Raw genomic sequence first — 16,156 nt, forward strand, 5'->3', positions numbered from 1 at the left:
ATGACCGCTCAGTTCCCCGTCGCGCGCCCCCGGCGCCTGCGCCGCACCCCCGCGCTGCGCCGGATGGTCGCCGAGACCCGGCTCAGCCCCGCCGAGCTGGTGCTGCCCATGTTCGTCAAGGAGGGCATCACCGAGCCGCAGCCCATCGCGTCCATGCCGGGCGTGGTGCAGCACACCCGTGACAGCCTCCGCAAGGCCGCGCACGAGGCCGTCGAGGCGGGCGTCGGCGGGCTCATCCTGTTCGGCATCCCCGCCGTGAAGGACGGCGTCGGCTCGGGCGCCGACGACCCGGCCGGGATCGTCCAACTCGCGCTGCGCGACCTGACCACCGACCTCGGCGACGCGACCGTGGTCATGACGGACCTGTGCCTGGACGAGTACACCGACCACGGGCACTGCGGCGTCCTCACCGGCGCGGGCGAGATCGACAACGACGCGACGCTGGAGCGCTACGCCTCGATCGCGGTCGCGCAGGCGGCGGCGGGCTCGGCGGTGATCGGCCCGTCCGGGATGATGGACGGCCAGGTCGGCGCGATCCGCGAGGCCCTCGACGGCGCCGGCTACCAGGACATCTCGATCCTCGGCTACTCGGTGAAGTACGCCTCGGCCTACTACGGGCCGTTCCGCGAGGCCGCCGAGTGCGCGCCCCAGTTCGGCGACCGCTCCACCCACCAGCAGGACCCGGCCAACGCCGAGGAGTCGCTCCGCGAGGTCTTCCTCGACCTCGACGAGGGCGCCGACATGGTCATGGTGAAGCCCGCGGGCGCCTACCTCGACATCGTCCGCCGGGTCCGCGACGCGGTCGACGTGCCCGTCGTCGCCTACCAGGTCAGCGGCGAGTACTCGATGATCGAGGCCGCCGCCGAGCGGGGCTGGATCGACCGGGAGCGCACGATCCACGAGTCGCTGATCTCGATGCGCCGCGCCGGCGCCGACCTCATCCTGACCTACTGGGCCACCGAAGTGGCCCGCGCGCTCTGAGCCCCGCTGGTTCCGTGCGCCTTTGACCCCCGGTTACCCAGAATCCCCTAGTTACTTAGGGTGGGTTACCGGGGGTTGCCGTGTGCCCGGGGGCCGGACGGCGGCATCATCGTCCTAAGAGGAACCCACGGGCGACGTTGGGAAACGGGGGGCGACATGCTGGCGGTCACGGGGAACAGGCGGCAGCGGGCGGCGCGCGACCGGATGGCGGCGGCGGCTCTGGAGTACGCCGTGCTGGGCTGGCCGTGCTTCCCCGGGGCGCATCCGCCGGTCGGCGGCGACCGGGCGTGCTCGTGCGACCGGGTCGGCTGTCCCGACCCGGGCGCGCACCCGGTGTCGGCGGCGTGGAAGCTTGAGGCGAGCGTCGACCCGGCCATGATCCGGCGCTGGTGGGCCGAGCGGCCGCGCGCCAACCTCGTCCTGCCGACGGGACGGGTCTTCGACGTGATCGACGTCCCGGCGACGGCGGGCGCGCGGGCGCTGGAGCGGATCGCGCGCGACGACCTGCCGGTGGGGCCGGTCGCGAGCGTCGGCGGCGAGCGGCACCTGTTCTTCGTCGCGACGCGCGGCGCCCCCGCCGACGAGGACGAGTGGTGGTCCTGCCACCTCGACACCTCGCCCGAGACCGTCACCGAGACGCCCGGCATGCGGTGGCACTGCCGCGACAGCTACGTGATGGCGCCGCCGTCCGTCCTGCCCTACGGGCGGGACGTGGGCTGGCTGCGCGCACCGGAGAAGGGCGGCCTGCCCGACCCGCTGCGGCTGCTCGAAGTGCTCTCCGACAGCTGCGAGGACGCCTGACGCGGTCTCAGGAGGTCAGCGCGGGGCCTTGACCGGTGCCGCGTGGCCCCAGCCCGAGTAGGAGACCGAGAGCACCTGCGTGTGCTTCTTCGCGGCGTCCTGCGCGCGGACCCACAGCTTGACGGGGAGCCCCCCGTCCATCCGGAGCGCGAAGCTGATCTTGGACGCGCCGGTCGCGCGGGCCATCTCCGCGTACAGCGGGCCCGAGCCCGGGTCCTGCGCGAGCTTCGGCGCGGGCGCCTCGCCCTGGTAGACGTCGCCGGCCCGGCGCAGCGCCGTCGCCGACCGCAGCAGCGACGTCATCGCCGGGACGGAGCTGCCCTGCCGGATCTGCCCGGCCAGCGCCGGGTAGCCGCGCCCGCTCGTCGGGGCCTGCCGCCACCGCTTGCCGGCCCGCAGGTACACGACGTCGCGGACGACGACGGCCTGGGCCGCCTTGCGGGTCCCGCCCGCGCCCGACAGCGTCATCGAGTACGACGCCGGGCCGCCCTGCACCAGCGTGAAGGCGCCGCGTCCGGTGGCTGCTCCGCCGGTGCCGGTCCGGCGGTAGGAGAACCGGGCGCCGCCCGCCTGCGCGGTCGACTGGTCGATGCTCGCCACGAGCGGGGCCGGGTCCACGCCGCCCGCCGGGAGGGAGGGCTGCGGGGTGCTGCTCTGCGCGGGGGTCGGGTCGGGGTCGGCGGCCTTGTCGTCCTTGCCGAGCAGCAGGACGCCCGCCGCGACGACGCCGATTACGACGACCGCCGCCGCTGCGGCGATCCACCTGCCGCGCCCGCCGCCCGCCGCCGGGGCCGCGGTCGCCCCGGTGGCCGCCGCGACGATCGGGTTGCGGCCGCTGCCGCGCGCGGGTTTCGGCTTCGGCTCCGGTTGCGCCGCCGCCTGCGCGGCGAGCTCGGTGAGGCGGCCCCGGCCCTGCGCCTCCCAGGACGGCCCGTACGCCGACACGGCCGCGTCCTCCAGCGCGCCGAGGAAGTCCGCCGCCGTCTTCGGACGCTCGTCCGGGTCCTTGGCCAGGCCCTGCGTGATCAGGCCGCGCAGCGGCCCCGGGACCTCCTCGGCGGGGATCGGGCCCTCGCGGTGCAGCTTGGCCATGTTCCGCCCGGCGAACGGCGGCCGCCCGGTCAGGCACTCGAAGAAGACCGCGGTGGCGGCGTAGAGGTCGGTGGCGACGCTCGCGGGCGCGCCGTCCCACAGCTCGGGCGCCGCATAGGCCGGGCCGGCGGCCGTCTCGGTGCCGGCGGGCGCGGTCGCGAAGTCGGCGAGGCGGGCGTTGCCCTGCCCGTCCACCAGCACGTTGGACGGCCGGACGGCGCCGTGCACGATCTCCCGCGCGTGCCCGGCCGCCAGCCCGAGCAGGGTCCCGCCGAGCATCGACAGGGCCGCGAGCGGGCCGGTGGGGCCCTGCGCGGCGAGGATGCGGCGCAGCGGGACGCCGTCCACGCGCTCCATCACGATCGCGGCGCCGTCGGCGGTCTCCACGAAGTCGTAGAGATCGACCACGTTCGGGTCCTCCAGTTGGGACAGCGGCCGGGAGAGCGCGCGGAACCGCGCGCGGAACTCCTCGTCGGCCTGCCGCCCGCCGAAGTACCTGATGGCGACCTTCGTGCTGGTGAGGTCGTCGACCGCCAGCACCACCCGGCCTGAGGCGCCGCCGCCGAGCTCTCGCTCGTGGGTGAAGCCCGGGACCGTCCAGCCGTCAACCACGGTGAAAGCCATCCCTCCGATCCGGCCGCCGCCGGTGAGAGTCGTCGATGCGGGTAGATGCGTTAGAGAAGGACATAGCAGGCCCAGTACCCCGTGGGTCTCATGTCGTACTTGGTGGAATATCGGCCCGTACCCGGCGAGGTCAAGGGCAGTCGCCGAACTGCAACTGAGAGGATTGGAGCGTGACTGGAACCGATCGCTCCCAGCAGTTGTTCGACCGTGCCGCCGAGGTCGTCCCCGGCGGCGTGAACTCCCCGGTGCGGGCCTTCGGCGCCGTCGGCGGGACGCCCCGCTTCATGGCGTCCGGGCGCGGCCCGTACCTCACCGACGCCGACGGTAACGAATACGTTGACCTCGTGTGCTCGTGGGGGCCGCTGATCCTCGGGCACGCGCATCCGGCCGTCGTGGACGCGGTGCGCGAGGCGGCGGCGCACGGCACGTCCTACGGGGCGCCGACGCCCGGCGAGGTGGAGCTCGCCGAGGAGATCGTCGGCCGCACCCCGGTCGCGAAGGTGCGGCTCGTCAACTCGGGCACCGAGGCCACGATGTCGGCGATCCGGCTCGCCCGCGGCTTCACCGGCCGCAGCACGATCGTGAAGTTCGCGGGCTGCTACCACGGGCACGTCGACTCGCTGCTCGCGGCGGCGGGCTCGGGCGTCGCCACGTTCGGGCTCCCCGACACCCCCGGCGTCACCGGCGCGACGACCGCCGACACGATCGTGCTGCCCTACAACGACGTCGCGGCCGTGGAGCTGGCCTTCGACGAGCACGGCCACGAGATCGCCTGCGTGATCACCGAGGCGGTGCCGTGCAACATGGGCGTGGTGCCGCCGCTGCCCGACTTCAACGCGCTGCTCAAGCGGCTCTGCGAGCGCAGCGGTGCGCTGCTCGTGATCGACGAGGTGCTCACCGGGTTCCGGGCGTCCAGGTCGGGCTGGTACGGGATCGAGGGCGTCCCCGGCGACCTGGTGACGTTCGGGAAGGTGATGGGCGGCGGGCTGCCCGCAGCCGCGTTCGGCGGGCGCGCCGACATCATGGACCACCTCGCCCCCGCCGGGCCCGTCTACCAGGCGGGCACGCTGTCGGGGAACCCGCTCGCCACGGCGGCGGGCCTCGCGACCCTGCGCGGCGCCACCGACGAGGTGTACGCGGCCGTCGACGCGGCGGCGGAGCTGGTGTCCAAGGCCGCGTCCGAGGCGCTGACGCGCGAGGGCGTCCCGCACCAGGTGCAGAACGCCGGGAACCTGTTCTCGGTCTTCTTCACCGAGGAGGCCGTTGGCGACTTCGCCGCCGCCCAGCGGCAGGACTCCAAGGCGTACGCGGCGTTCTTCCACGCCGCGCTCGACCACGGCGTCTACCTGCCGCCGTCGGCGTACGAGGTGTGGTTCCTGTCCGCCGCGCACGACCAGGCGGCGCTGGACCGCGTCCTCGCCGCCCTCCCGCACGCCGCCCGCGCCGCCGCCGCTGCCTCCTGAACTCGCGATTCCTGTAACCCGGCCGGGGCTTGCGGCGAGACCCCGGCCGGGAGCCGGTCAGTGTCCGGGAGTTCAGTAGGGGAGGATGTGCAGGGCGTCCCTGGCCCGCGCGACCGTGTCCGGGTGCGGCGCGCGCAGCGGCGCCCGGACGGCGGGGTCGTCGATCACCCCGGCCTCGGCCAGGCACGCCTTCAGCACCGCCGGGGACGGCTCCGCGAACAGCGCCTCCACCACCGGGTGCAGCGCGTCGTGGAAGGTCAGCGCGCGGGTCGTGTTGCAGGTGCGCGACGCCTCGGCCATCGCCGCGAACGCCTCGGGCGCCAGGCACGCGGACGCCGCGATGGCCCCGCACGCGCCGAGCTGGAGCATCGGGTAGGTGTAGGCGTCGTCGCCGCACAGGATCGCCTTGCCCGTGCGGGCGGCGAACAGGGCGAGGGTGTCCTGGTCGATGCCGCCCGGGCAGTGCTTGAGGCCGAGGACGCAGTCGAGCTCCAGCAGCCGCAGCAGCGTCGCGGCGGAGAGCTGCTTCCCGGTCCGGTAGGGGATGTTGTAGACGAGCAGCGGCACGTCCACGGCGGCGCCGATCGCGGCGATGTGCTCGATCACGCCCTCGTCGGAGGGGCGCAGGTAGTACGGGACGACGACGAGCAGGACGTCGGCCAGAGGGGCGCGCTCGCGGGCCTGCCGGACCGAGTCCTCGGTGCCCATCGTCCCGGCGCCGACGATCAGCGGCGCGCCGTGCTCGGTCGCGACGGCGCGGCACGTCTTCAGCACCGCCTGCTGTTCGGCGGCGGTCAGCGTCGCCGCCTCGCCGGTCGTGCCGAGCGCGACGAGCCCGCACACGCCGCCCGCGAGGCAGTGCGCCGCGAGCCTTTCGAGGGACTTGACGTCGACCTTGCCAGCGGGGGTGAACGGCGTCACCAGGGACGCGTGGATTCCGTGCATGTGTCTCACCTCGTCTGGACGGGTCAGGTCACCCGTGCGATGGCCGTGGAACGTTCTATAGACGCGCGACCCCCTCCACTGGACGGCAGCCCCTTGCACACAGGGCCCGCAGAGTGCGGGCCCCGCCCAATCGTCCCCGCCGGATAGCTTTAGGACAAGCTAGAACTCTTTGACGGTTCGTTTTAGCATTGCTACATGCTCGATCTGGAACGGCTGCGCGCCCTGCACTCCGTCGCGACCTACGGCTCGGTCAGCGCCGCCGCCGACGTGCTCCACGTGACCACCTCCGCCGTCTCCCAGCAGCTCGCGAAGCTGGAACGGGAGACGGGGCAGAAGCTGCTCGAACGCAACGGGCGCGGCGTCCGGCTGACCGACGCCGCCGAACTGCTCGTCACGCACGCCGAGCGTATCCTCTCGCTCGTCGAGCAGGCCCAGTCCGACCTGGAGGCGCACCGCGGCTCCGTCGTCGGGCAGCTCTCGCTCGCCGCGTTCCCCACCGCCGTGCGGGGGCTGATGCCCGCCGCGCTGCGCAGGCTCCGCACCGAGCACCCCGACCTGCGCGTCCTGCTCCGCGAGGAGGACCCGATGCAGAGCATGCCGCTGGTCTCGCGCGGCGACCTCGACCTGGCCGTCGTCCAGGACTGGAACAACGAGCCGCTGCCGGTGCCCGAGGGCCTGTGCAAGGGCATCATCTGCGCCGACGTCGCCGACGTCGCGCTCCCGGCGGGCCACCCGCTCGCCGGGCGGGACACGGTCGAGCTGAGCGAGCTCGCCGGCGACTCCTGGATCAGCTCCTCGCCCGACAGCATCTGCTGCGACTGGCTCCTGCGGACGCTGCGCGGCATCGACAGCGAGCCCCGCATCGACCACATGGCCTACGAGTTCGCCACCCAGCTCTCGCTCGTGGCGGCCGGGCTCGGCAACTCGATCCTGCCCCGCCTCGGCCGCTGCGACGTCCCGCCGGACGTGGCGATCGTGCGGCTGACCGAGCCGCTGACCCGCCGCGTCTACGCGCTGTGGCGGGAGGAGGCGGCCCGCCGTCCGGCGATCCGCGCGGCGGTGGCGGCGCTGCGCTCCGCCGTCCCGGCCGCGGGATGATCTCGGCGGGGCGCGGCCGGTGGACCGGGATACCGCGCGGCCTGGGTAACCTGACGGGCGATGACCGAGAAGACGATCGTTCACCTGCTGCGGCACGGTGAGGTGCACAACCCGGACGGGATCCTCTACGGGCGGCTGCCCGGCTACCGGCTGAGCGAGGACGGCGTCCTCATGGCCAAGGCCGCCGCCAAGTGGTTCGGCGACCGGGACGTGACCGCCCTGTTCTCCTCGCCGATGCAGCGGGCCCTGGAGACGGCGGCCCCGCTGGCCGAGGCGTTCGACCTGCCCGTGACGGTGGACGACCGGCTGATCGAGGCCGAGAACCACTTCGAGGGGCTGACGTTCGGGGCGGGCGCGGGGTCGCTGCGCCGTCCCGAGCACTGGCGGCACCTGCTCAACCCGTTCCGCCCGTCCTGGGGCGAGCCCTACAAGGACCTCGCCGCCCGGATGCGCGCGGCGGTGATCAGGGCCAGGGAGGCCGCCCGCGGCCACGAGGCGGTGTGCGTGAGCCACCAGCTGCCCGTGTGGATCCTGCGGCTGCACGCCGAGCACCGCAGGCTCTGGCACCATCCGAACAAGCGCGAATGCGGCCTGGCCAGCGTCACCAGCCTCACGTTCGAGGGCAGCCGGCTCGTCGAGGTGGCCTACGGCGAGCCCGCCGCCGGGCTCGCGAAGGGGCCCGGTGTCGCGGGTGCCTGAGGGCACCGCTACCGTTGTGTACTACGTCCTGTAGTAGTAGGAGGGTCCGTTGAGCCCCCGACTTTCCCCCGCGCGCGCCGGAGCCGTCGCCGTCGCGCTCTGCGGGCTGCTCGCCGGCTGCGCCGGGACGAGCGCCTCCGACAACGGCGCCGGCGGCAACGACAACCGGTTCATCTCGGGCGACGGGAACGTCACGGAGTTCAAGCCCGGCGACCGCAAGAGCGTCCAGGACGTCGAGGCCGAGGGCCTTTCCGGCGGGCGGCACCGGCTCGCCGACCTCAAGGGCAAGGTCGTCGTCGTGAACTTCTGGGCGTCCTGGTGCGCGCCGTGCCGCGGCGAGGCGCCCTCGCTGGAGCAGGTCTACAGCGAGAACAAGGCCAAGGGCGTGGAGTTCCTCGGCGTCAACTTCAAGGACGCCAAGGAGAACGGCAAGGCGTTCGAGCGCAAGTTCAAGGTCACCTACCCGAGCATGTTCGACGCGGACGGGCGGGTCACGCTCGCCTTCCGCGAAGTTCCGCCGAGCGCGATCCCGAGCACGCTCGTCCTCGACCGGCAGGGCCGCATCGCCGCCCGCGTCATCGGCGCCACGACCTACTCCAAGCTCGGTCCGCTGGTCGCCAAGACCCTCGCGGAGAAGTGAGCCCGCCATGATCCCGGGAAGCGGCGCGGGCCGATGAGCGCGGCCGAGACCGTCACGAGCGGGTCGCTGTTCGCGGCGGCGCCGCTGGCCGCGCTGGCCGGGCTGGTCTCGTTCGCCTCGCCGTGCGTGCTGCCGCTCGTCCCCGGCTACCTGTCCTACGTGACGGGCATGACCGGCGCCGACCTCGCCGAGCAGCGGCGCGGCCGGCTGCTCGCGGGCGTGTCGCTGTTCGTCGCGGGCTTCAGCCTCGTGTTCGTCAGCTACGGCGTGCTGTTCGGCGGGCTCGGCCGGTGGCTGCTGGAGTACCAGGACCCGATCACCCGCGTCCTCGGCGTCGTCACGATCGTGTTCGGGCTGGCGTTCATGGGCTTCATCCCCGGCCTCCAGTGGACGCTCAAGTCCGGCCGGATGCCCGCGGCCGGCCTGGCCGGGGCGCCGCTGCTCGGCGTCCTGTTCGGGCTCGGCTGGACGCCGTGCATCGGCCCCACGCTCGGCGCCGTCCAGGGCCTCGCGATCACGGAGGCGAGCGCCGGACGCGGCGCGCTACTGTCGCTGGCGTACTGCGCGGGTCTCGGGCTGCCGTTCGTGATCACCGCGCTCGCCTACCGGCACGCGCTCGGCGCGTTCGGCGCGGTGAAGCGGCACTACCCCCTCGTGATGCGCACCGGCGGCGGGATGCTGGTGCTCATCGGGGTACTGCTGGTGAGCGGCCTGTGGGGCGACCTGACCATCGAACTGAGGTCGTGGATCAGCGGCTTCCAACCGGTTATCTGAGATGAGCGAGACGACGGACGAGATCACAGCCGAGGCCCGCGAGGCCGCCGAGGCCGAGGACGCCGAGGCGGGGACGCGGGCGCCCTCCGCCCGGCAGGCCCCCGGCGAGGTGCCCCGGCCCACCGGCATCGGCCCGCTCGGCTGGCTGCGCTGGGGCTGGCGGCAGCTCACGACGATGCGCACGGCGCTGATCCTGCTGTTCCTCGTCGCGCTCGGCGCGGTGCCGAGCTCGATCTTCCCGCAGCGCGACCAGACGCCCGAGAAGGTCGCCAAGTACTTCGAGGACCACAAGACCCTCGCGCCCTGGCTCGACCGGCTCTCGCTGTTCGACGTGTTCTCCGCGCCCTGGTTCGCGGCGATCTACATTCTGCTGTTCGTGTCGCTGGCGGGCTGCGTGGTCCCGCGCGCCGTCAAGCACTACCGCTCGATGCGGGCGCGGCCCCCGGCGGCGCCCCGCAACCTCGGGCGGCTGCCGCAGTCGGCGTCCTACGAGACCGACGCCGCGCCCGAGGACGTCCTCGCCGAGGCGCGCCGGGTCCTGCGCAAGCGCCGGTTCCGGGTGGACGTGTCCGGGGGCAGTTCTGGTGGCACGGCGGCCGCCGAGAAGGGGTACCTGGGCGAGACCGGCAACCTGCTGTTCCACCTGGCGCTGCTGGCCCTGCTGTTCGCGCTCGGCCTCGGCAACCTGTTCGGCTACCGCGGCAACATCCTGCTCACCGAGGGCAAGTCGTTCGCCAACTCGCTGAGCCAGTACGACGACTTCAAGCCCGGACGCGCGTTCGGCGGCGACGACCTCTCGCCGTTCTCGCTCACGCTGGACGAGTTCACCGCCACCTACGAGACCAAGGGCGACAAGCGCGGCCAGGCCACCGACTTCCACGCCGGGATCCGCTACCGAGACTCCCCGGGCGACAAGGAGAAGCGCTGGGACCTGCGGCTCAACCATCCCCTCAAGGTCGGCGGCGCCAAGCTGTACCTGCTCGGCCACGGGTACGCGCCGGTGTTCACCGTCCGGGACGGCAAGGGCAACATCGCCTTCCAGGACGCGGTGCCCTTCCTGCCGATGGAGCCGCGCAACCTCACGTCCGAGGGCGTGATCAAGGCGCCCGACGCCGAGCCCGAGCAGCTGGCCTTCTACGCGATCCTGTGGCCGACGGCGATGGCCAGCGAGGACCAGAAGCAGATCGTCTCGGCGTTCCCCGGGCCGATCCGCCCGGTCGTGACGATCTCCTCGTTCAAGGGCGACATCGGCCTCGACTCCGGTACCCCCCAGTCGGTCTACAAGCTGGAGGGCATCGGCAAGACGCTCCAGCCCGTCAAGGACGGGCAGAAGCTGCTGGAGCCGGGCGAGACGTTCAAGCTCCCCGGCAACGCGGGGTCGATCACCTTCGACGGCCTCCGCGAGTACACGACGATGTCGGTCAACCGCGACCCGGGACGGTTCCCCGCGCTGATCGCCGCCGTCCTCGCGGTGCTCGGCGTGGCGACCTCGTTCATGGTCCGGCGCCGCAGGGTGTGGGTCCGTGCGAGCGCCGGAAAGGGCGGGCGTACGGTGGTGGAGGTCGGCGGCCTCACGCTCGGGAACCCGACCTCGGAGTTCGACGACATCGTGACCGCGCTGCGCGGCCCCGCGCCCGACGCGGAGCCCGCGCCTGAGGACAAGCCCGAACCCGCTGAGCCCGAACCCGGCGAGGCCGAACCCGGCGAGGCCGGGGCCGAGCCCGAGGCGGGGTCGGCCGGGCACGACCCCGACACAGAACCGAAGGAGTGACGAGGGTGGGCGACGCCGACCTCGCGAACCTGAGCGACAAGCTCATGCTGACCACGGTGGTGCTCTACATCATCGCGTTGTTCGCCTACGCCGCGGACCTCGGCTTCGGCCGCCGCCGCTCCGCCGCGCTGGTGGCGGAGAAGGCGGAGGCGAAGGTCCTGGTGGGCGCCGGGGGCGCGGTCGACGCCCCGCCCGCGAAGACCGCTGCCCCCGAGGGCGAGGACGGCGAGCGCCGCCAGGTCGACTGGGCGCGCCTCGGCGTCGTGCTGAACCTGCTGGGCTGGTCCGCGCACCTCGGCATGCTGGTGACGCGGGGCCTGTCGGCCGACCGCTGGCCGTGGGCGAACATGTACGAGTTCCTTGCCGCGATCGCCTTCGCCGCCGTCACCGCGTTCCTCGTCGTGATGTGGCGCTACCAGGCGCGGTTCCTCGGCGCGTTCGTGATGGTCGCCGCCGTGGTCGCGCTCGGCATCGACAACCTGTGGCTGTACGACTCGGTCGGCCCGGTGAGCCCGGCGCTGAACTCCTACTGGATCGCCATCCACGTGACCGCCGCGATCACCGCGACCGGCGCGTTCACCGTCGCCGGGGCGGCCACGATCCTGTACCTGGTCAAGACGCGGGCGCAGGCGCGCGGCACGGTCGCCGAGGGCGGCGTGCTCGCCCGGATCCCGGCCGTGGACGTCCTGGACCGGCTGTGCCTGCGCGTGACGATGTTCGCGTTCCCGATCTGGACGGCCGCGATCATCATGGGCGCGATCTGGGCGGACGAGGCGTGGGGCCGCTACTGGGGCTGGGACCCCAAGGAGACCTGGTCGTTCGTCATCTGGATCACCTACGCCGCCTACCTGCACGCGCGCTCGACGGCGGGCTGGAAGGGACGCAAGGCCGCGATCCTCTCCCTGATCGCCTTCGCCGCGCTGCTGTTCAACTTCTTCGGCGTGAACTACATGTTCTCCGGCCTGCACTCCTACGCCTGAGAACTCCACGCAACCGAGGGGACCGCTGTGGCGGTCCCCTCGTTGTTTTGCTCCCGAACCCGCGCCACCAGCGGATACGTCCCTGACCTGAGGGCAGCCGGTGACTGATGGGGATGACGCGATGTCGGGTTCCGGCTTACCCTGCCTCCGGGACCCGGACGCTCGTCGAACCCCGCCGGGGTCCCGCCGACAGAGGAGCCCGATGCGCTTCAAAGGCATCCACCGCAAGCCCCGGGAGCTGAGGAATCGGGAGGCCTCCCGGGGCTGGCGGACCGACAGGAACGACACCGCCGACCGGAACGATCCCGCCGACCGCGCCGGCGACACCGCGTACTCGCCCTCACCGCCCGACTCGGGCGGACCGCCCGAGGCCGGGCGCGTGCGCCCGCGCAGCAACCAGCCGCGCGACCGGTTCGGCCGGTTCCGCAAGGCCGGCCGCGACGACGAGTTCACCGCCGGGCCCGACGTCGCGGGCGAGGTCCGTCCGGGCGACGCGCCCGAGGGCGTCACGGGACGGTACGGGCGGCGCCGCCCCGGCCGGGCCGGAGCGCGCGACCACGCGCTGCGCGCCTTCGAACTCGACGACGACACGCTCCGCGTCGAGCCCTACCCGCCGGGCATGCCGCACGTCGCCGACGGCCGCCGGCACTGCGGCGTCCTGGAGGGCGTGCTGTACCGGCAGTGGGACGCCCGGCTCGGCCCGCCGCCGCCCGAGGTGATCCGCGCCGTGGACAGCCTCGCCGGGCTGCCCGCGCCGCTCAAGGAGAAGCTCGCGGCCGGGCTCGACGGCATCTACGTCGGCCCCGGCGGCGTCCCGCAGCTCGACGACATGGGCCACCTGCGCGACCGGCCGCTGCCCTCGGGCCGCGCGACCTGGGACATCTGCGCGGGCGCCTACGGTGACCGCAAGATCGTCGTGGGCGACCGGCCCTCGCCCACGCCCGACGTCATGCTGCACGAGGTCGGGCACGCGCTCGACGACATCGACGGCGACGACGGCGCGTGGACCTCCGACAGCCCGGCGTTCGTCGCGCTGTACGAGCAGTGCAGACCGCACCTGGCCAGCGACTTCCACCGGCAGCCCGACGCGCTCGGCCGCCGCGAGTTCTTCGCGGACGCGTTCGCGGCGATCTCGTCCCGGCAGCGGCCCGCGCTGGTCGATATGCTCGCCGGCAACATCCGGACGGCACTCGAGGTCATGCTCTTCTTCAACCGCAGATACGGGATCTAGGACCCCCGATGGACCCGACGCACACCGATGCACACCAAGGGTGATCGACGATGCAGGTGATCCGGCTCCCCGACGGCAGGCTCCGGGTACCCCACAGCGTCCTCGCCGACACCGGCGCGGACGAGCCGGGCCGCGGGCGGATCATCGCGGACGCCTATGTCGAGATCGGTCCGGACGATCCCGACTACGACCGGCTGCTCGACCAGTCGCTCACCGAGGACGAGCTGGCCGAGCGGCGGCGGCGCTGGCGCGACGAGGACGCGGAGCTCCTCAGGCGTTTCGAGGAGTGGAAGACGGACCGGTCGGAGGACTGAGGGCGCTTCCCCGTGAGGCGCCCTTCCCGCCGTGCCGGCGGTCCGGAAGAAGTTCCTGGACGGGTAGGGTCAGCGAGCCGAGGGCTCGGCGACCGGCTCCTCACCGCGCAGCAGCGCGTGCACCTCGGACTCGCGGAAGCGGCGGTGGCCTCCGGGAGTGCGGATGCTGCTGATCCGGCCCGCCGCGGCCCATCGTGTGACCGTTTTCGGATCGACCCGGAAGAGGGCGGCGACCTCTCCCGGGGTGAGCAGGCGCTCGCTCGTGCTCTCCACGTTTTCTCTCCCCCTTTGTCCCGCTCTCGTCGCGGGTGGACTGTTTACAGTGTGGCGGTTCAAGACCGATTTCTCCCTTGTTTTCGGAAAACATCACGCTCGGTAGTCGCATGAGCTGCCGTGATGACCTGATGTGCTCGCGACGTCGCTCGCAGCGGCCATCCGAGCAGCGGGAACGCCCCGATCGACCGGCCGTGTCGCACTCGCGACGCGGGGTTGACGGAGAGGCGGCGGAGAGGCGGCGAACGGACGTCGGGCAAGCGGCGCGCGGGCGGCGGCGAAGCGAATAGTCTCCGATCATGTCTCGTCTCCGGACCACGTCGGACCTCGTCTCGCTGACCGAGATCGAGGCCGCCGCCGGACGGCTCGCGGGGATCACCGTTCGGACGCCGCTCGTCCCGTTCCCGCTCCCGCCCGGCGCGCCCTCGCTCCTCGTCAAGCCCGAGTCGCTGCAACCGGTCGGCGCGTTCAAGCTGCGCGGTGCGTACGCCACGATCTCCTCCCTCCCCGATGACGTGCGCGAGCGGGGAGTCGTGACGCACTCCAGCGGCAACCACGCGCGCGCCGTCGCCTACACCGCCCGCGAGCTGGGCATCCGCGCCGTCCTGGTGATGCCGCACACCACGCCCGCCGTGAAGGTCGACGCGTGCCGGGAGCTCGGCGCCGAGGTCGTGTACGTCGAGCCGAACGCCGAGGCGCGCGTCGAGACCGCGGACCGGCTCGCGGCCGCGCACGGCTTCACGATGATCCCGCCCTACGACGACGCGCGCGTTATCGCGGGCCAGGGCACGGTCGGCCTGGAGATCGTCCAGGACCGCCCGGACGTCGACGTCGTGCTCGTCCCGATCAGCGGCGGCGGCCTCATCTCCGGGGTCGCGGCGGCCGTCAAGGCGCTGCGCCCGGAGGCGCGGATCATCGGCGTAGAGCCGGAGCTCGCCGCCGACGCCCGCGACTCGCTGCGCCTCGGCCGCCCCGTCTCCTGGACGGCCGAGGACACCGGCCGCACGATCGCCGACGGCCTGCGCGTCCAGCAGGTCGGCGACCTCCCGTTCGCCCACATCCAGGCGCTCGTGGACGGCATCGTCACCGTCACCGAGGACGACATAAAGGCGACGATGCGCCGCCTCGCCCGCGAGACCCGCCTCGTCGCCGAGCCGTCGGGCGCCGTGGCCACCGCCGCGTACCTGCACCACCGCGACGAGCTGCCCGAGGGTGCGACTTATGTATCGGTGCTGTCAGGCGGAAACGTCGACCCGGCCCTGTTCCAGGAGGTGTACGCCTGACCTGACCCCGACCTGCCGCGAGGTCGCGAAAGGGCGGCGGTAGGCTCGGGGTGTCATGCGTTCCGTATTCTTCTACACCGCCGCGCGGTTGATGATCTTCGTGGCCACCGCGGGCGTGCTGGCGCTGCTCGGCACCCGCGGGTTCCCGCTCGTGCTGCTGGCGTTGCTGATCAGCGGCATCGTCAGCTTCGTCCTGCTGTCGAACCAGCGCGACCGGATGTCGGCGGCCGTGCTGACCGGCGTCCGCGACCGGCGCCGCAGGTTCGAGCGCTCCCGCACCAAAGAGGACGCCTAGTACTACCTGGCGTGGCCGGTGCACGGCGGTGGTTCCGCTAGCTCTTAGGGTGGACCCATGACCCGCGCCTCACTCGACAAGCAGCCCGCCGACGTGGCGGCGATGTTCGACGGCACCGCCGAGCGCTACGACCTGCTCAACACGCTGATGACCGGCGGGCAGGACCGGCGCTGGCGCAGGGCGGTCGTCCGCGCGGTGGACGCGCGGCCCGGCGAGCGGGTGCTCGACCTCGCCGCCGGGACCGGCACCTCCTCGGTGCCGTTCGCCGACGCCGGGGCCGACACGGTGGCGTGCGACTTCTCGCTCGGGATGCTGCGGGTCGGGACGCGGCGGCAGGCCGGAGTGGAGCGGCTCAACTTCGTCGCGGGCGACGCGCTGCGGCTCCCGTTCGCGAGCGGCTCGTTCGACGCCGTCACGATCTCCTTCGGGCTCCGCAACGTCGCCGACACCGTCGGCGCGCTGCGCGAGCTGCGGCGTGTCGCGAAGCCGGGCGGGCGGCTGCTGGTGTGTGAGGTCAGTCACCCTCCGAACACGCTGCTCGCGCTCGGCCACAGGGCCCACCTGCGGTTCGGGCTGCCGCTGCTCGCGAAGGTCAGCTCCAACCCGGGCTCCTACCACTATCTGGCCGAGTCGACGCTCGCGTGGCCGGACCAGGCGGCGCTCGCGCGGCTCATCCAGGACGCCGGCTGGACGTCGGTGCGATGGCGCGACCTCACGTTCGGGGTCGCGGCGCTGCACCACGGCACCAATCCGGGATGACCGTGACGGCAGGTGGATCGGGGACCGCTCCATATTTGGATCGGCCCAGAAGTACCCACCGGTCGTGATAAAGGAATAGACTCCCCACCGGATCCTTGTGAAGTACTTCACAAGCGAACGAGCTGAAGAGGAA

General features: G+C 72.9%; 17 protein-coding genes. 14 read left to right on the forward strand and 3 right to left on the reverse strand.

The window, feature by feature from the left end; all coding sequences use genetic code 11:
• Together hemB and K2F47_RS11435 are read left to right on the forward strand one after the other, a co-directional pair.
• Positions 1-981 (forward strand): porphobilinogen synthase, encoded by a 981-nt coding sequence (hemB, locus tag K2F47_RS11430; RefSeq protein WP_242902852.1) that lies wholly within the window; start codon positions 1-3, stop codon positions 979-981.
• A 156-nt stretch (positions 982-1,137) separates the two neighbouring features.
• Positions 1,138-1,782, forward strand: a complete 645-nt coding sequence (locus K2F47_RS11435; protein ID WP_242902853.1) for a bifunctional DNA primase/polymerase — start codon at positions 1,138-1,140, stop codon at positions 1,780-1,782.
• A gap of 15 nt (positions 1,783-1,797) precedes the next feature.
• On the opposite strand, the gene K2F47_RS11440 is transcribed toward K2F47_RS11435, so the two are convergent.
• Positions 1,798-3,498, reverse strand: a complete 1,701-nt coding sequence (locus K2F47_RS11440; RefSeq protein WP_242902854.1) for a serine/threonine-protein kinase — start codon at positions 3,496-3,498, stop codon at positions 1,798-1,800.
• Positions 3,499-3,668: 170 nt separating this feature from the next.
• Between K2F47_RS11440 and hemL the strand changes: the two genes are divergently transcribed.
• Complete coding sequence (hemL, locus tag K2F47_RS11445; protein WP_242902855.1) at positions 3,669-4,961, forward strand: glutamate-1-semialdehyde 2,1-aminomutase; 1,293 nt, start codon at positions 3,669-3,671, stop codon at positions 4,959-4,961.
• A gap of 72 nt (positions 4,962-5,033) precedes the next feature.
• On the opposite strand, the gene K2F47_RS11450 is transcribed toward hemL, so the two are convergent.
• Positions 5,034-5,906 (reverse strand): dihydrodipicolinate synthase family protein, encoded by an 873-nt coding sequence (locus tag K2F47_RS11450; protein ID WP_242902856.1) that lies wholly within the window; start codon positions 5,904-5,906, stop codon positions 5,034-5,036.
• A 195-nt stretch (positions 5,907-6,101) separates the two neighbouring features.
• Between K2F47_RS11450 and K2F47_RS11455 the strand changes: the two genes are divergently transcribed.
• From K2F47_RS11455 to K2F47_RS11490, 8 genes are all read left to right on the forward strand, one after another.
• Positions 6,102-7,004 carry a LysR family transcriptional regulator gene (locus K2F47_RS11455; RefSeq protein WP_242902857.1) on the forward strand — a complete coding sequence of 301 codons (903 nt, stop codon included), beginning with the start codon at positions 6,102-6,104 and terminating at the stop codon, positions 7,002-7,004.
• Positions 7,005-7,064: 60 nt separating this feature from the next.
• Complete coding sequence (locus tag K2F47_RS11460; RefSeq protein WP_242902858.1) at positions 7,065-7,703, forward strand: histidine phosphatase family protein; 639 nt, start codon at positions 7,065-7,067, stop codon at positions 7,701-7,703.
• Between the two features lie 49 nt (positions 7,704-7,752).
• On the forward strand, positions 7,753-8,343 hold the full coding sequence (locus tag K2F47_RS11465; protein WP_242902859.1) for a TlpA family protein disulfide reductase: 591 nt from the start codon (positions 7,753-7,755) through the stop codon (positions 8,341-8,343).
• Between the two features lie 33 nt (positions 8,344-8,376).
• Positions 8,377-9,117 carry a cytochrome c biogenesis CcdA family protein gene (locus K2F47_RS11470; protein ID WP_242902860.1) on the forward strand — a complete coding sequence of 247 codons (741 nt, stop codon included), beginning with the start codon at positions 8,377-8,379 and terminating at the stop codon, positions 9,115-9,117.
• Position 9,118: 1 nt separating this feature from the next.
• Positions 9,119-10,888 carry a cytochrome c biogenesis protein ResB gene (gene resB / locus K2F47_RS11475; protein WP_242902861.1) on the forward strand — a complete coding sequence of 590 codons (1,770 nt, stop codon included), beginning with the start codon at positions 9,119-9,121 and terminating at the stop codon, positions 10,886-10,888.
• A 5-nt stretch (positions 10,889-10,893) separates the two neighbouring features.
• Positions 10,894-11,868, forward strand: a complete 975-nt coding sequence (ccsB, locus tag K2F47_RS11480) for a c-type cytochrome biogenesis protein CcsB (RefSeq protein WP_242902862.1) — start codon at positions 10,894-10,896, stop codon at positions 11,866-11,868.
• A 202-nt stretch (positions 11,869-12,070) separates the two neighbouring features.
• Positions 12,071-13,099: a hypothetical protein gene (locus K2F47_RS11485; RefSeq protein ID WP_242902863.1), complete on the forward strand. Its 1,029-nt coding sequence runs from the start codon at positions 12,071-12,073 to the stop codon at positions 13,097-13,099.
• 50 nt (positions 13,100-13,149) lie between these two features.
• Complete coding sequence (locus tag K2F47_RS11490) at positions 13,150-13,413, forward strand: hypothetical protein (RefSeq protein WP_242902864.1); 264 nt, start codon at positions 13,150-13,152, stop codon at positions 13,411-13,413.
• A gap of 69 nt (positions 13,414-13,482) precedes the next feature.
• Here the strand turns inward: K2F47_RS11490 and K2F47_RS11495 are convergent, their stop codons facing one another.
• Positions 13,483-13,686, reverse strand: coding sequence for a BldC family transcriptional regulator (locus K2F47_RS11495; RefSeq protein ID WP_242902865.1), 204 nt, complete (start codon positions 13,684-13,686; stop codon positions 13,483-13,485).
• Between the two features lie 299 nt (positions 13,687-13,985).
• On the opposite strand from K2F47_RS11495, the gene K2F47_RS11500 reads away from it, so the two are divergent.
• Genes K2F47_RS11500 through K2F47_RS11510 form a run of 3 tightly spaced genes read left to right on the forward strand, consistent with a single transcriptional unit; the run spans position 13,986 to position 16,023 of the window.
• A complete protein-coding gene (locus K2F47_RS11500; protein WP_242902866.1) occupies positions 13,986-14,969 on the forward strand; it encodes a threonine ammonia-lyase in 984 nt (327 codons plus the stop codon).
• A gap of 55 nt (positions 14,970-15,024) precedes the next feature.
• Positions 15,025-15,264 (forward strand): DUF4229 domain-containing protein, encoded by a 240-nt coding sequence (locus tag K2F47_RS11505; protein ID WP_242902867.1) that lies wholly within the window; start codon positions 15,025-15,027, stop codon positions 15,262-15,264.
• 57 nt (positions 15,265-15,321) lie between these two features.
• Complete coding sequence (locus K2F47_RS11510) at positions 15,322-16,023, forward strand: demethylmenaquinone methyltransferase (protein ID WP_242902868.1); 702 nt, start codon at positions 15,322-15,324, stop codon at positions 16,021-16,023.
• Positions 16,024-16,156 lie beyond the last annotated feature (133 nt).

The organism is Actinomadura terrae, assembly GCF_022751215.1.
In the GTDB taxonomy this organism is placed as follows: Bacteria; Actinomycetota; Actinomycetes; order Streptosporangiales; family Streptosporangiaceae; genus Spirillospora; species Spirillospora terrae.

What these genes read in the sequence shown, in the direction of transcription:
- K2F47_RS11470 (WP_242902860.1), top strand. Translation starts at nt 8,377, where the DNA reads ATGAGCGCGGCCGAGACCGTCACGAGCGGGTCGCTGTTCGCGGCGGCG.
- K2F47_RS11440 (WP_242902854.1), bottom strand. Translation starts at nt 3,498, where the DNA reads ATGGCTTTCACCGTGGTTGACGGCTGGACGGTCCCGGGCTTCACCCAC.
- K2F47_RS11500 (WP_242902866.1), top strand. Translation starts at nt 13,986, where the DNA reads ATGTCTCGTCTCCGGACCACGTCGGACCTCGTCTCGCTGACCGAGATC.
- hemB (WP_242902852.1), top strand. Translation starts at nt 1, where the DNA reads ATGACCGCTCAGTTCCCCGTCGCGCGCCCCCGGCGCCTGCGCCGCACC.
- K2F47_RS11435 (WP_242902853.1), top strand. Translation starts at nt 1,138, where the DNA reads ATGCTGGCGGTCACGGGGAACAGGCGGCAGCGGGCGGCGCGCGACCGG.
- K2F47_RS11510 (WP_242902868.1), top strand. Translation starts at nt 15,322, where the DNA reads ATGACCCGCGCCTCACTCGACAAGCAGCCCGCCGACGTGGCGGCGATG.
- K2F47_RS11505 (WP_242902867.1), top strand. Translation starts at nt 15,025, where the DNA reads ATGCGTTCCGTATTCTTCTACACCGCCGCGCGGTTGATGATCTTCGTG.
- K2F47_RS11450 (WP_242902856.1), bottom strand. Translation starts at nt 5,906, where the DNA reads ATGCACGGAATCCACGCGTCCCTGGTGACGCCGTTCACCCCCGCTGGC.
- K2F47_RS11455 (WP_242902857.1), top strand. Translation starts at nt 6,102, where the DNA reads ATGCTCGATCTGGAACGGCTGCGCGCCCTGCACTCCGTCGCGACCTAC.
- K2F47_RS11490 (WP_242902864.1), top strand. Translation starts at nt 13,150, where the DNA reads ATGCAGGTGATCCGGCTCCCCGACGGCAGGCTCCGGGTACCCCACAGC.
- resB (WP_242902861.1), top strand. Translation starts at nt 9,119, where the DNA reads ATGAGCGAGACGACGGACGAGATCACAGCCGAGGCCCGCGAGGCCGCC.
- K2F47_RS11460 (WP_242902858.1), top strand. Translation starts at nt 7,065, where the DNA reads ATGACCGAGAAGACGATCGTTCACCTGCTGCGGCACGGTGAGGTGCAC.
- K2F47_RS11485 (WP_242902863.1), top strand. Translation starts at nt 12,071, where the DNA reads ATGCGCTTCAAAGGCATCCACCGCAAGCCCCGGGAGCTGAGGAATCGG.